Origin of the sequence: Corynebacterium occultum, assembly GCF_009734425.1 — a bacterium.
Taxonomy (GTDB): Bacteria; Actinomycetota; Actinomycetes; order Mycobacteriales; family Mycobacteriaceae; genus Corynebacterium; species Corynebacterium occultum.
The window spans coordinates 1066080-1079679 of the sequence record NZ_CP046455.1 but is presented as its reverse complement, the minus strand read 5'-3'; the positions used below and the strand labels follow the sequence as shown (position 1 = coordinate 1079679).

Below are 13600 nucleotides of genomic sequence, written 5' to 3'. Positions count from 1 at the left end.
CCATGTCCCCACTCCCTGAGCCCGAGGCCACCGCCGAGGAGATCTCTCTCCTCGCGCGGCGGCACGGGTTCATCGTGGCTGCTGCGGAATCCCTGACCGGCGGGAAAATCAGCAGCCGTCTCTGTGCCGCCGAATCCTCCTCGGAGTGGTTCGCGGGCGGAGTGGTCTCCTACTTCAGCCGGGTTAAACGCGAGGTGCTCGGAGTTCCGGAGAACACCCCGGTGATCTCTGAGGCTGCCGTGAGTGCCATGGCCACCGGCCTGGCCAACCTCATGAAGGCGGACTCCACCGTCGCAGTTTCCGGGGCCGGTGGTCCCGAGGGGCAGGAAGGCAACCCGCCGGGCACCACCTGGATCGCGGTTCAGGTTCGCGGTCAGATCCACACCGAACTGCACCACTTCCCCGGTGCCCCCGAGGATATTCTCGCCCAGACCGAGTCTCACGCACTCCACCTGTTGCACCAGACCATGGTGGAAAACTCTCATCCCGACAACGCCCCTCATTAAGGAGCCGAAGATGAAAGCACTGACCTGGCAAGGAAAGCGAAAAGTCAGCGTAGAAACCGTCCCCGACCCAGTCCTGCAGGCCGATAACGATGCCATCATCGAGGTCACCTCCACCGCCGTCTGTGGTTCTGACCTGCACCTCTATGAGGTACTCGGCCCCTTCATGGATCCCGGTGACATCATCGGCCATGAACCGATGGGAAGGGTGGTCGAGGCCGGGACTGGCAGCAACCTCAAGGAGGGTGACCGTGTCGTGGTGCCCTTCACCATCTCCTGCGGTTCCTGCTGGATGTGCGCCAAGGGACTCTACTCCCAATGTGAAATCACCCAGGTCAGGGAATACGGCTCCGGAGCCCGGCTCTTCGGCTACTCCCGGCTCTATGGCTCCGTGCCCGGTGCTCAGGCCCAGTACCTGCGGGTCCCCCACGCCGACTTCGGCCCCATCAAGGTCGGTGATGAACTACCCGACCACCGTTATCTCTTCCTCAGCGATGTGCTGCCCACTGCCTGGCAGGCCGTGCAATACGCCGATGTCGGGGAGGGTGACACCCTGGCGGTCTTCGGTCTCGGCCCCATCGGCCAGATGGCCGCACGTATCGGCCGTCATCTCGGGGCCCGGGTCTTCGGTATCGACCCGGTTCCGGAACGTCGCGACATGGCTGCCCGCCACGGCATCGAGGTCTTCGATTACGGGGAGGACACCAATGATGCGATCCGGGACACCACGGCAGGCCGTGGGCCTGATGCGGTGGTCGACGCCGTGGGCATGGAGGCGCACGGCTCCCCCGTCGGCAAGCTCGCCCACCAGGCTGTGGGACTGCTGCCGGATGCGATCGGCCGAAAAATGATGGAGCATGCCGGGGTTGACCGCCTGGCGGCCCTCCACTCCTCCATCGACCTGGTTCGGCGGGGCGGGACCCTCTCCCTCTCCGGGGTCTATGGCGGCGAAGCCAGCCCCATGCCGCTGCTCACCCTCTTCGACAAGCAGATCCAACTGCGCATGGGCCAGGCCAATGTCAAGAAGTGGATTGATGATCTCTTGCCCCTGGTCGAGGATGCGGCAGATCCGCTCGGGGTAGATGATCTGATCACGCACCGACTTCCCCTGGATCAGGCACCCGAGGCCTATGAAAAATTCCAGAAGAAACAGGACGGCTGCATCAAGGTCGTGCTGGATCCCACGGAAAGCTGAGAGGAACCACCATGGACAGGCAGAAAACCACTTCCGATCTGATCGTGGAGAGACTGGGCATCTGGCAGGTGGAAAGGATCTACGGCTACGCCGGTGACGGCAATAATCCCCTGCTGGGCGCGATCCGACGGGCCGACGGGCCGGAATTCATCGCCGCCCGCCATGAGGAATCTGCGGCCTTCATGGCCGTGGGTGAGGCTAAATACGGTGATCGGGTCGGGGTTGTCACTTCCACCCAGGGGCCAGGCGCGGTTCACCTCCTCAACGGCCTCTATGACGCCAAGCTCGACAGTGTCCCGGTGGTGGCGTTGGTGGCCCAGCAGCACCAGTCCGTCCTGGGTTCGGATTATCAGCAGGAGATTGACCTGGGGCATCTCTTCGCCGATGTCTCCTCCCCCTTCCTGCAGACCGTGACCACCCCGGAGCAGCTGCCCATGGTCATTGACCGGGCCTTCCGTTCCGCCCTGGCCAATCGTCAACCTTCGGTGGTGATCCTGCCCCATGATGTGCAGCAGGCACCGGCACCTGATCTGGGACAGTCCCATGGTGAGGTGGTCACCGCACCGCGGTGGACCCAGGGCAGGGTGCTGGCCCGGGAGGAGGATCTGGAGCAGGCGTTGCAGGTGCTCGCTGAGGGACAGAAGATAGCCCTGCTGGTCGGCCAGGGCTGTCGGGGCCAGTGGGAGCAGGTGGCACGACTTGCGGAGCGGTTGGGGGCCGGGATCGCCACCAGTCTGCTGGGCAAACCCCATGTGGATGAATCCCATCCCCTGGTCACCGGCACGATGGGGCATCTGGGCACCACCGCCTCCGCGGCGCTGCTCCAGGGCTGTGACACCCTCCTCATCTTGGGTTCCAATGATCCCTGGACGGAGTTCTACCCGCCGCCGGGGCAGGCCCGTGCCATCCAGGTGGATGTGGATCCGGCGGTCATCGGCAACCGTTACCCGGTGGAGGTTGGTCTGGTCGGGCACAGCAGCGAGGTCATCGGGCAGCTGCTGGAGAGGCTTCCCGAACGGGATGACCCGTGGCGGAGCACGGTGGAAGAGGCGGTGACCACCTGGCGGGAGATTTCCCGACTACGGGCGGAGGTACCCGCCGAGCCACTGAACCCGGAACTTGTGGTGCGGGAACTCAACCGGCGACTGCCCGAAGATGTGCAGTTGGCCATTGATGTGGGCAGTTCCGTCTACCACTATGTGCGGCAGATCGCGGTCCCGCCCGGCGGGAACGCACACCTGTCGAGCACCCTGGCGTCGATGGGCTGTGCCATCCCCTACGCCCTGGCCGCCAAGGAGGTTTCCCCGCAGCGCCCCGTGGTCGCCCTGGCCGGTGATGGGGCGATGGAGATGCTGGGCAATAATGAGCTGATCACCCTGGCCACACGTTGGCGGACCTGGGAGAATCCCCGCTTTGTGCTGGTGGCGCTCCACAACCAGGATCTGGCCGAGGTGTCCTGGGAGCAGCGGGAAACTGAATCGGAACCTCGTTTCGAGGAATCCCAGACGGTGCCCCGCTTCGACTTCGCCGGTTATGCCGAATTACTGGGGCTGCACGGAATGCGGATCCATGATGTCTCCGCCCTGGAACGGGTTCTGGATGAGGCCTTCAGTGTGGAACGCCCCGTGGTTGTGGAGGTGCTCACCGACCCGGATGTGCCGCTGATCCCACCTTTCCCCCATGGTCGGGAACTGCTGGACTCGATGCGCACCGGCCTTGCCGCCGAGGGCGAATCCGGCCACCACGGTCTGGAGCTGCTGGAACGCTATGCCGAGATCGAGGAGGAACGTCGCTAGTCTTCGGGGAGGTCGGCGCTGGTGTAGACGAGTCCGGCCACCCCACCTTCCCGACGCCAGCTGACCTTGAGTTCATCCCGGGCACCGAAGTGCACCAGGTGGCGGGCGATCACCAGCTCCAGCTGTTCCACATGCTCCGGGGCGGCCTCCAGGTACAGCAGCAGCACCGCATCCCCGGCGATCATGCTCACCTCGCCGGGCAGTTCCCCCTCGAAGGAGAGGTGCCCCCGGCCTTCGGCTTCATCCCAGTCCGTCTTGAGGTTGCGGGAGAAATGAGAGGCCAGTTGCCTGCCGTAGCGGGTGGGGCGTTGGGTGGCTACGCGGGCGGTGGAAGCTGAGGTCATGGCAAGCAGGTTACCTTCTCGTTCATCAGGAGTACATTATTCATCTGCTCACCCCGCGCGAGATCACAGATGCGGGTATCTTGTTTCACATTGCCCATTAGGAAGGTCAACAACATGGCAGGTGGACTAGCCGCCCTACTCGATGACATTGCCGCCATCGCCCGGACCGCGGCGGCGACCGTGGACGATGTGGCGGCCGCAGCAGGAAAGACCAGCGCCAAGGCGGCCGGCGTGGTCATTGATGATGCTGCGGTGACCCCGAAGTACGTGGCCGGGGCCTCCCCCGCCCGTGAACTACCGATGATCTGGCGGATCACCAAGGGTTCCTTCCGCAACAAGCTGATCATCATTCTGCCGATCATTCTGCTGCTGAACTGGCTCGCCCCCTGGGCGCTGACTCCGCTGCTGATGCTCGGCGGCACCTACCTCTGTTTCGAGGGTGCGGAGAAGATCTGGCATAAACTGACCGGCCATGGTGACCACGAGACCCCGGCCACCGATAAGGGGCCGGACTCAGAGGACAAGATGGTCAAGGGGGCGATCACCACCGACCTCATCCTCAGCGCCGAGATCATGGTCATCTCGCTCAATGAGGTGGCCGACGCATCCTTCTGGATGCAGCTGATGGTGCTGATCATGGTGGGCATCGGGGTGACCGTGCTGGTCTACGGTGCCGTGGCGATCCTGGTGAAGATGGATGACCTGGGGCTACGGATGGTGGAGCGGGACCCACACGGCCCCCGCGGGAAATTCGGCCATGGCCTGGTCAAGGCGATGCCGAAGGTGCTCACCGTCATCTCGATCATCGGCACCTTCGCCATGCTCTGGGTCGGTGGTCACATCCTCATCGTCGGTCTGGAGGAATTCGGACTGGGCTGGTTCTACCACCTCGCCCACGATGCCGCGGCGGCCGCGGGTGGAGGTTTCCTGGGGTGGACCGCCAACACCTTCATCTCCCTGATCTTCGGTTTCCTCTGGGGCAGCGTGATCTACGGGATTGTCACCGGGGTGCTCAAGGCCACCGGCCGCAGCCACTGAGACTGATCAGAGGAAGAGCACCAGGCTGACCGCCATGACCGCCATGCCGAGGATCAGCCCGTAGATGGCGTGGTGGTGACGGCCGGTGGCAACTGCGGTGGGCAGCAGTTCATCCATGGAGATGAACACCATGATTCCGGCGACCATGCCGAAGGCCACACCGAGGGTGGTGTCCCCCAGGAAGGGCAGCAGGATCAGATAGCCGATCACCGCACCCAGGGGCTCCGCCATGCCGGAGAGGGTGGACCAGTTGAAGGCCTTGAGCCGGGAACCGGTGGCCTCCCGGATCGGTACCGCCACCGCAATACCCTCCGGAATGTTATGGATCGCAATCGCCGCGACGATCGGGATGGCCAGGGTGGGGTCATCCAGGGCAGTGAGGAAGGTGGCGAAACCCTCCGGGAAGTTGTGGATCGCGATCGCCAAAGCGGTCAACGTACCCATCTTCATCAGCTTCTGGCGCCGGGCCTGCAGCTCCGGGGTGTCCTGGGTCATGGACTCATGGGGGTTGATGGCGGTGGGCACCAGGCGGTCAATGGCCGCGATGAGAACGATCCCGGCGAAGAAGGACAGGATGGCCCACCAGTTGCCGTTCTTCACCCCGTGATCCGTGGAAAGATGATCGATCGCCTTGGGCAGGATCTCCACCATCGAGACATAGAGCATCACACCCGCCGAAAAACCCAGGGCGCTGGCCATGAAACGATCATCGGGGTTCTTCTTCAGGATGGCGATCAGCCCGCCGATGCCGGTGGCCAGGCCGGCAAAGACCGTCATGCCGAAGGCGATCAGGATTGCACTCACTCCTCCACCTGCTTCCCCTCAACTTCTTCTTTGTGTAGCTTCACGGTCTGAATCCTATTCCCCTGGACCTGGGTCACCTCCAGTCGGTAGCGGATTCCGGAACTGTCATCATCCTCGGGATCCCTGGTCCAGGCGGCGGGCACCGGGAAGGTGTCCCCGGTCGCCGCCACCCGGCCCAGGCGGGAGAGGATCCAGCCGGCCACCGTCTCATAGGGACCCTCGGGGAGAAAGACACCTGTGGCATCGGCGAAGTCCTCCAGATTGGTGGAGCCATCAAGCTGGCGGGACTCATGGAGCTTCAGCAGAGCCTGTTTCTCATCCCGGTCGAACTCATCCCAGATCTCCCCGACCAGTTCCTCCAGCAGGTCCTCCAGGGTGAGCATGCCATCCGTGCCGCCATATTCGTCCATGACAATGGCGATGTGGTGGCCGTGTGCCCGCATCTGTGTCAGGGCCTGCGGCAGGTGCACCGTGCCGGGCAGGAAAGCGATCTCACGGACCAGTTCACGGACCTCTTTTTCCCCGTGCCCCCGGGCAGCTTCAACCAGGAGGTCCCGGACATGAATGAAGCCGATGATCTCATCGATGCCATCCTCGAACACCGGGTAACGGGAGTAGGAACCCTCCACCACTGCCGCGGTCACCTCGCGGACACTGACGCTGGCAGGGAAGGCGACCATGTCACTGCGATGCCGCATCACCTCAGCCGCCAGCCGGTCAGTGGCCTTGAATACATCAGTCAGCAAACCACGTTCAGATTCCGCAAAACCCTCATGGGAGGTGACGATGTCACGGACCTCTTCGGTGGACATCTGCTCATTGCGGGCAGCCGGGTCGAAACCAAGCAGACGCAGCAACAGGTTCGAGGAGGAGTTGACCACCCACACCACCGGGGTCATGGTCCTGGCGAAGGCCCCCAGGGGTGGGGCGACCAGCAGGCTGAAACGCTCCGCCTTCTGCATGGCGATCCGTTTGGGCACCACCTCACCCAGGACCAGGGAAAGGTAGGAGATCACCAGGGTCATGCCCACCAGGGCAAGGATTCCAGCCAGACTCTCCGGCACACCCCATCCTGTCAGGATGGGGTTCAGCTGCGGGGCGATGGTGGAGGCACCGAAAGCAGAGGAGAAGAAACCGGCGAAGGTCACCCCGATCTGCACCGCCGAGAGGAAATAACCGGAGTCACGGGCCAGGCTGGCAACCTTCCGGGCGGTCTGTCCCCCACCCTCAAGTTTCCGGACCTGTGATTCCCGGAGGCTCACCAAGGCCATCTCAGTGGCGGCGAAAACCCCTCCGATAAGCACGAAAATGAGCACCAGGACCGCGTTTAAGGCAATGCTCATGCCATCAGAGTCTACTCCTCAGGAGGGTCCTTTTCCGGGTTAACAGCAGCGGCGGGTAAGGCACAGCCCTCAGGTCCACACACCGCATCATCCATTGGGGTCAGGAAAGTCAGGCCGGAAAACTCAGGTTCAGTGTCCATGACCGGTACAACCATTCCTGCCGGAGCTTTGTTCCGGGGCAGGTAACCTCGGGAACATGAGCGAACACCACTTCGAAGTGAAGATCCCGGGCGGAAAACTCGTTGTCGCCGACCTCAGCACCGCCGAGGGGGAGATCACCAGGGCAAATATCTCCGGTGATTTCTTCCTCGAACCCGATGAGGCCTTCTTCGCCCTGGGGCCCGCACTGGTGGGGGCGTCGATAAGCGAGAGCACCGAGGAACTGCAGGCGCGTATCGACGCCGCGCTCCGCAGCTTCGAGGATCTCACCCTGCATGGCTTCAGCACCCGGGACATCGCCCTGTGTGTACGCCGCGCGCTTACCGACGCCCGGGACTTCAGCGACCTGGACTGGGAGATCATCCACTCCCCCGTGCTACCCACCCCGGTCAATGTCGCCCTGGATGAACTACTGCTCCAGCAGGTTGCCCAAGGCGAGCGGGGCCCGACGATGCGGATCTGGGAATGGGAGGACCGCGCCGTGGTGATCGGCTCCTACCAGTCCTATGTCAATGAGATCGACGCCGAAGGGGTCGCGGAACATGAGGTCACCGTGGTGCGTCGCATCTCCGGTGGCGGGGCCATGTTCATGGAGGGCGGCAACTGCATCACCTACTCCCTCTACGTCCCGGAATCCCTGGTCCGGGGGCTCAGCTATGAGGATTCCTATGAGTACCTCGACCGGTGGGTGCTGAGCGCGCTGCAGGAACACGGAGTCAAGGCCTGGTATGTGCCGATCAATGACATCACCTCCACCGGGGGGAAGATCGGCGGAGCAGCCCAGAAGAGGCGCAAGGGGGCGGTGCTGCACCATGTGACCATGTCCTATGACATTGATGCCGACATGATGAGTCAGGTGCTGCGGGTGGGCAAGGTCAAACTCGCCGACAAGGGCATACGCAGCGCCAAGAAGCGGGTGGATCCCCTGCGCCGCCAGACCGGCGCCACCCGGGAAGAGATCATCCAGACCATGATCCGGGTGTTCCGAAACCGTTATGGGGCGCAACTCACTGAGCTGCCGGCAGGGGACGTGGAGGCGGCAGCGAAACTGGTGGCCGCAAAATTCGGCAGCGCGGAATGGACGCGCCGGGTGCCCTGAGTCAGTAACAGGGTTCAATCAGGAGGCAGCTGGAGGCCACCCATAAGGTGGGTCCGCTGAGGATGGAACTGGCCACCAGGTCCAGACCGGAGATGCCGATGTACTCCGAACTGAGTGAGGACAGTGGGGTCTGGGAACCGAACAGCATGTCCCCGGTGGAGTAGGCCGCGGCGTTCGGTGCCAGGCTGAGGGAGAGGGCGGCGCTGAGGATCATCAGGGAGATCAGGACTCTCTTTCGCATAATCGAATCTTAACCCATTCTGGGGATATTTTATGGCGCAGATCACAACTAGACTGAAGGTCATGAGCATCCTCGAGATCGCCGCCACCTCCCCCACCCTTCCCATTGAGGACCTCCGCACCCGGGAGCCTGCCAGCGCAACGGAAATCCTGCAGCACGCCGCCAGATTCTTCCCCGCCGAGACCTGGGTGAAGACCCACCCCGGCCAGCACCTCGGCTCTCCGCTAGCTCTCCACAGCTCCCAGGTGGTGCTCGCCGCCTACGGCCCCACCACCATGGTGCGCAGCGCACACGCCAGGCTGCTGCCCGATGTCGGCGGCAGTTTCATCCACCTGGAATACAACACCACCTCGCAGGCGGTGAACCTGGAGATCAGCGGGGCCGCCGGCAATCGGAGGATCATCGGCAGTGATGCACACGGCCTGGGGGTGGACACCCACGGTGAGATCGGACAGGGCACCCCACTGCCCTTCGAGAACGAATTCCGCTCCCTGGTTGAACATCCCACCGCGGCGATGTGGTTCAGCGAGTTCTGCACCTGGGCCTTCGGCTTCCCGCTCCTGGGCACCCCACTGACCCAGACCCCCAGCATCGACCCCGCCACCCTGGCCTTTCATGTGATCACCCCGGTGCCGCAGGGCACCGCCGGAGCACACATCCTGGGGACCCCCGCCCTGCCCCGGCCGACCCTCAGCTGGTGGCAGAAACTACGGAACCGTTTCTAATCCTCACAGGAGCGGCACAAAAAGGTAGCCCCCGTGCTCGGTGACCTTTCCCTGGGCCACCCGCAGCAGGGTGTGCTGCACCGGGATGACCATGATCCCCTCCGGGGCAAGCTGTGCCAGCAGGGATTCCGGCAGGGCCTCAGCCGCCGCAGACACCAGGATCCGGTCGAAGGGAGCCAGCTCAGGCAACCCCAGCACCCCGGGTTCCGCCTGGTTGACATCCACCCAGGGCTGGGCATCACCCAGGGCGAGTCGGGAACTCTCCACCAGCTCGGGGATCAGTTCCACGGCATGGACCTGCCCCTCCGGACCCACCAGCTCACCGAGCAGGGCGCTACTCCAACCGGAACCTGAACCCACATCCAGCACCTTCTGACCGGGCTCGACATCAAGCAGGCGCAGCATGTCCGCCACGGTGCTGGGTTGGGAGTTCGTCTGGCCGTAACCGATCGGTAGGGCGCGATTTTCCGCGGCGAAGCGGCGCTGCCCGGCGGGCAGGAATCTGGTGCGGGGATGACGTTGGAAGGCGGCTTCGACGGCGGTGGACATCCGCTGGCTCCTTGCGGGTTGAGGGGATGTTGATTGGCGACATCACTGATGCTCCCCAGCCTAGCCCGATTCGCGGCTGACTTCCGCTGACCTGGGAATACCTCCCAATTAGGGGCTTGCCCTTGTAAACTCCGGACAACGCTGGAAATGTGGTCTACACCACGTGGTGACCTAAAAGTCGTAGCCGACATAACGGGTCGTCGCACCATCCGGCAACAAGGGAGTTAAACGTGAAATTACCTTGGCTCAAGTCCGCCATCGAACACGAGGGCCCCTTCCTTTCCCTCTACTTCGACACCACCCGAACCGATGAAACCGCCGCCGCGGACATCACCCACCGATGGCAGCAGCTGCGCAACCAGCTCGAATCAGAGGGAGCCCCCAAACAGCTGCTGGATCAGATTCAGGACACCATCCTCCTGCCCTCCAATATCGGGGGCCGCCACGGCCGGGCCATCATCGCCGCCAAGGAGGGAATCGTCCTCGACCGGGTGCTCCCCGCCCCGCCGCTGGCCGATGCCGTGCACTACGGGGAACATCCCCAACTACTGCCCCTGCTGCAGCTGACCCCCTACGTGATCCGCCAACTGTTGATCGAGGTGGACCGCGCCGGTGCCGACCTGCACCTGCGGACCTCCCGTGACCCGGTCGTCGAGAAGACCGCCAGTGTTGATGGCGGCCATGATGAGCTGCACAAGGCCAGCTCCGGTGGCGGTAACCAGCATGGCTGGCGCGCCGATAATTTCGAGGCCCGGGTCGAGGATTCCTGGGAACGCAATGCCGAGGCCGTGGCCGAGCAGGTCAATAAGCTGGTGCTGGAGCACAAACCCGATATGGTGCTGCTCACCGGCGACGTCCGTGCCCAGGGTCTGCTCAAGGCAGAACTTCAGAAGGAGGTGCTCGCCCGGTTGAAGGAGATCTCCGGTGGCACCCGTGGACAGAGCCTGCAGCGCCCCACCTTCCGCGCCGAACTGAGTCGCCTGACCCAGGAGTTCTCCGAGAACCGGCAGCAGGAACGCGCCACCGAGTTCCAGGAGAGCCAGGCCCGTGACGGGGCCTCGGTGGGTGGCGCCACTGCGGTGATTGACTCACTGGCGAGGGGCCAGGTCGATGAGCTGGTCTTCGTCACCGGCCGGGAACCCGACAATATCGAGGAGATTCTGCGCCAGGCGATCCTCACCGATGCCGGGGTCACCGCCCTCGATGACAGTCATATCGATGTCCTCGACGGGGTGGGTGCGCTGCTGCGTTGGAAGGACGGGGCGACCCCCTCCAACGCCATCGGCAGCATGAGTGGGGATCGCGCCCGCATTTCCGCCACGACCTCCTAAGGATGACGGCATGGGTGGTGTGCCCTGGGTACCCTGGGATCCGAGCTATTTCCCGGGACAACCAAGGAGCACACCACCTCATGAATGCCTATGACCCCCATGACCTCATCAGGGTGCACGGTGCGCGGGAGAATAATCTCCACGAGGTCAGCGTGGACATCCCCAAACGGAAGTTGACGGTGCTCACCGGGGTCTCCGGGTCCGGCAAGTCCTCCCTGGCCTTCGGCACCATCGCCGCCGAGTCCCAGCGGTTGATCAACGAAACCTACCCCACCTTCGTGCAGGGATTCATGGCCACCATGGCCAGGCCCGATGTAGATGCCCTCGAGGGCATCACCACCAGCATCATCGTCGATCAGGAACCCATGGGCGCGAATCCCCGTTCCACCGTGGGCACCGCCACCGACGCCACCGCCATGCTGCGGGTCCTCTACTCCCGGATCGCCGAACCCAATGCCGGGGGGCCGGGTGCCTACTCCTTCAACATCCCCTCCGTCACCGGAGCCGGCGCCACCACCGTGGGGCGGAACAAAAACGCCAAGCGGGAAAAAGTCACCTTCAAACGCACCGGCGGGATGTGCCCCAATTGTGAGGGCATGGGCCGGGTCTCCGATATCAAACTCGATGAACTCTACGATGAGCACCTCTCCCTCGCGGAAGGTTCCCTGAAGGTTCCCGGGTACAAGACCGGTGGCTGGAATTTCCGGCTCTACTCCGAATCCGGTCTCTACGACCCGGAGAAGCCGATCCGGGACTTCTCGGAAAGTGAAGTGCACGACTTCCTCTACAAGGAACCCACCCGGCTCAAGATCGCCGGCATCAACCAGACCTATGAGGGACTGGTGCCCCGGATCCAACGTTCCATGCTCAACAAGGACCGCGAGGCGATGCAGAAATCCGTCGGCGAGTTCGTCGACCGGGCTGTCACCTTCATCCCCTGCCCGGACTGTGGTGGCACCCGGCTGGCCCAGCATGCCCTGGATTCCCGGATCAACGGCAAAAATATCGCCGAACTCTGTGCCATGGAGGTCAGGGACCTTGCGGAATGGATCAGGGAGATCGAGGCACCCAATATCTCTCCCCTGCTCAGGGCACTGCGTGAAACCCTGGAGTCCTTCGTCGAGATCGGTCTGGGTTATCTCCGGCTTGACCGCCCCGCCGGTTCGCTCTCCGGTGGTGAGGCACAACGCACCAAGATGATCCGCCATCTGGGTTCCGCCCTCACCGATGTCACCTATGTCTTCGATGAGCCCACCGCCGGGTTGCACCCCCATGACATCGCCCGGATGAATCAGCTGCTGCAGGACCTGCGGGACAAGTCCAACACGGTGCTGGTGGTGGAACATAAGCCGGAGACCATCGCCATCGCCGACCATGTCATCGACCTGGGCCCCGGGGCGGGGCGGAATGGTGGCCGGATCCAATTCGAGGGAAGTCTGTCGGAGCTGCGCCGCTCCGACACCCTGACCGGTCGTCACTTCGATGACCGCGCCGAGCTCAAGGGCAGCATCCGGGAGCCGAAGGGGTTCCTGCAGATCCGCGGCGCCAACAGGAACAACCTTAAAGATGTGGATGTGGATATCCCGCTCGGCGTGCTCACCGCGGTCACCGGGGTGTCCGGTTCCGGCAAGTCCTCCCTGCTGCTTGAGATCCCTCGTAATGACACCACCGTCTTCGTCGACCAGTCCGTGATCAAGGGCTCCCGGCGTTCCAACCCCGCCACCTACACCGGGGCCCTGGAACCCATCCGTAAGGCCTTCGCCAAGGAGAACGGGGTCACCCCGGCACTGTTCTCCCCCAACTCCGAGGGGGCCTGCTCCACATGCAAGGGTGCCGGGGTCATTTACCTGGATCTGGGCATGTTCGCCGGGGTCTCCATCCCCTGCGAGGTCTGTGAGGGGCGCCGCTTTGAGGAGTCGGTGCTCGACTACCACTTCGGGGGCAAGGATATTTCCCAGGTGCTGCAGATGCCGGTCGCCGAGGCCGCGACCTTCTTCGCGGCAACCGGAACCAGGGTTCCGGCGGCGGCGAAGATCCTGCAACGCCTGGTGGATGTGGGTCTGGGTTATATCTCCCTGGGCCAGCCCCTGACCACCCTCTCCGGTGGTGAGCGGCAGCGCCTGAAGCTGGCCAGCCACCTGGCGGAGAAGGCGGAGCTCTTCATCCTCGATGAGCCGACCACCGGGCTGCACCTGGCGGACGTGGAGAATCTGCTCGCCCTGCTGGACCGCCTGGTGGATGCCGGGAAAACCGTCATCCTCATCGAACACCACCTGGGGGTGCTCGCCCATTCCGACCATGTCATCGATCTGGGTCCGGGGGCCGGTTCGGAGGGCGGCGAAATCATCTTCACCGGTTCCCCCACCGAGCTGCTCTCACGCCCCGGGAGCCTGACCGGGAAATACCTGGCTGAATACATTGCCTAGCCGCTTGCTAGAATTCCCAGCTAAATGCACTTTCTAAAGGAGTTGCA

The 13600-nt window shown here is 63.5% G+C and carries 13 protein-coding genes; 8 read left to right on the top strand and 5 right to left on the bottom strand.

The window, feature by feature from the left end; all coding sequences use genetic code 11:
* Positions 1-2 precede the first annotated feature (2 nt).
* Genes COCCU_RS05105 through COCCU_RS05095 form a run of 3 tightly spaced genes read left to right on the top strand, consistent with a single transcriptional unit; the run spans position 3 to position 3494 of the window.
* Positions 3-506, top strand: a complete 504-nt coding sequence (locus COCCU_RS05105) for a CinA family protein (RefSeq protein WP_156230526.1) — start codon at positions 3-5, stop codon at positions 504-506.
* A gap of 10 nt (positions 507-516) precedes the next feature.
* Positions 517-1698, top strand: a complete 1182-nt coding sequence (locus tag COCCU_RS05100; protein WP_156230525.1) for a zinc-dependent alcohol dehydrogenase — start codon at positions 517-519, stop codon at positions 1696-1698.
* Positions 1699-1709: 11 nt separating this feature from the next.
* A complete protein-coding gene (locus COCCU_RS05095) occupies positions 1710-3494 on the top strand; it encodes a thiamine pyrophosphate-requiring protein (RefSeq protein WP_156230524.1) in 1785 nt (594 codons plus the stop codon).
* Here the strand turns inward: COCCU_RS05095 and COCCU_RS05090 are convergent.
* Positions 3491-3838 (bottom strand): DUF2218 domain-containing protein, encoded by a 348-nt coding sequence (locus COCCU_RS05090; RefSeq protein ID WP_156230523.1) that lies wholly within the window; start codon positions 3836-3838, stop codon positions 3491-3493. The genes COCCU_RS05095 and COCCU_RS05090 overlap by 4 nt on opposite strands.
* A gap of 114 nt (positions 3839-3952) precedes the next feature.
* On the opposite strand from COCCU_RS05090, the gene COCCU_RS05085 reads away from it, so the two are divergent.
* Positions 3953-4876 (top strand): DUF808 domain-containing protein, encoded by a 924-nt coding sequence (locus COCCU_RS05085; RefSeq protein WP_156230522.1) that lies wholly within the window; start codon positions 3953-3955, stop codon positions 4874-4876.
* 6 nt (positions 4877-4882) lie between these two features.
* On the opposite strand, the gene zupT is transcribed toward COCCU_RS05085, so the two are convergent.
* Both zupT and COCCU_RS05075 read right to left on the bottom strand, forming a co-directional pair.
* A complete protein-coding gene (gene zupT, locus COCCU_RS05080; RefSeq protein WP_156230521.1) occupies positions 4883-5680 on the bottom strand; it encodes a zinc transporter ZupT in 798 nt (265 codons plus the stop codon).
* On the bottom strand, positions 5677-7023 hold the full coding sequence (locus COCCU_RS05075) for a hemolysin family protein (protein ID WP_156230520.1): 1347 nt from the start codon (positions 7021-7023) through the stop codon (positions 5677-5679). The genes zupT and COCCU_RS05075 overlap by 4 nt, the downstream gene beginning before the upstream one ends.
* Before the next feature lie 196 nt (positions 7024-7219).
* On the opposite strand from COCCU_RS05075, the gene COCCU_RS05070 reads away from it, so the two are divergent.
* Positions 7220-8281, top strand: coding sequence for a lipoate--protein ligase family protein (locus COCCU_RS05070; protein ID WP_156230519.1), 1062 nt, complete (start codon positions 7220-7222; stop codon positions 8279-8281).
* Position 8282: 1 nt separating this feature from the next.
* On the opposite strand, the gene COCCU_RS05065 is transcribed toward COCCU_RS05070, so the two are convergent.
* Complete coding sequence (locus COCCU_RS05065; RefSeq protein ID WP_156230518.1) at positions 8283-8522, bottom strand: hypothetical protein; 240 nt, start codon at positions 8520-8522, stop codon at positions 8283-8285.
* Between the two features lie 62 nt (positions 8523-8584).
* Between COCCU_RS05065 and COCCU_RS05060 the strand changes: the two genes are divergently transcribed.
* A complete protein-coding gene (locus tag COCCU_RS05060; protein WP_156230517.1) occupies positions 8585-9247 on the top strand; it encodes a hypothetical protein in 663 nt (220 codons plus the stop codon).
* Between the two features lie 3 nt (positions 9248-9250).
* On the opposite strand, the gene COCCU_RS05055 is transcribed toward COCCU_RS05060, so the two are convergent.
* Positions 9251-9796, bottom strand: coding sequence for a protein-L-isoaspartate O-methyltransferase family protein (locus tag COCCU_RS05055; protein ID WP_156230516.1), 546 nt, complete (start codon positions 9794-9796; stop codon positions 9251-9253).
* Positions 9797-10026: 230 nt separating this feature from the next.
* Between COCCU_RS05055 and COCCU_RS05050 the strand changes: the two genes are divergently transcribed.
* Positions 10027-11127: a baeRF2 domain-containing protein gene (locus COCCU_RS05050; RefSeq protein ID WP_156230515.1), complete on the top strand. Its 1101-nt coding sequence runs from the start codon at positions 10027-10029 to the stop codon at positions 11125-11127.
* Between the two features lie 80 nt (positions 11128-11207).
* Positions 11208-13553: an ATP-binding cassette domain-containing protein gene (locus COCCU_RS05045; RefSeq protein ID WP_156230514.1), complete on the top strand. Its 2346-nt coding sequence runs from the start codon at positions 11208-11210 to the stop codon at positions 13551-13553.
* Positions 13554-13600: the final 47 nt, after the last annotated feature.

Bases quoted from the DNA above. Each gene is read 5' to 3' on its own strand.
- COCCU_RS05105 (WP_156230526.1), top strand. From the start codon at position 3: ATGTCCCCACTCCCTGAGCCCGAGGCCACCGCCGAGGAGATCTCTCTC.
- COCCU_RS05100 (WP_156230525.1), top strand. From the start codon at position 517: ATGAAAGCACTGACCTGGCAAGGAAAGCGAAAAGTCAGCGTAGAAACC.
- COCCU_RS05095 (WP_156230524.1), top strand. From the start codon at position 1,710: ATGGACAGGCAGAAAACCACTTCCGATCTGATCGTGGAGAGACTGGGC.
- COCCU_RS05090 (WP_156230523.1), bottom strand. From the start codon at position 3,838: ATGACCTCAGCTTCCACCGCCCGCGTAGCCACCCAACGCCCCACCCGC.
- COCCU_RS05085 (WP_156230522.1), top strand. From the start codon at position 3,953: ATGGCAGGTGGACTAGCCGCCCTACTCGATGACATTGCCGCCATCGCC.
- COCCU_RS05075 (WP_156230520.1), bottom strand. From the start codon at position 7,023: ATGAGCATTGCCTTAAACGCGGTCCTGGTGCTCATTTTCGTGCTTATC.
- COCCU_RS05070 (WP_156230519.1), top strand. From the start codon at position 7,220: ATGAGCGAACACCACTTCGAAGTGAAGATCCCGGGCGGAAAACTCGTT.
- COCCU_RS05065 (WP_156230518.1), bottom strand. From the start codon at position 8,522: ATGCGAAAGAGAGTCCTGATCTCCCTGATGATCCTCAGCGCCGCCCTC.
- COCCU_RS05060 (WP_156230517.1), top strand. From the start codon at position 8,585: ATGAGCATCCTCGAGATCGCCGCCACCTCCCCCACCCTTCCCATTGAG.
- COCCU_RS05055 (WP_156230516.1), bottom strand. From the start codon at position 9,796: ATGTCCACCGCCGTCGAAGCCGCCTTCCAACGTCATCCCCGCACCAGA.
- COCCU_RS05045 (WP_156230514.1), top strand. From the start codon at position 11,208: ATGAATGCCTATGACCCCCATGACCTCATCAGGGTGCACGGTGCGCGG.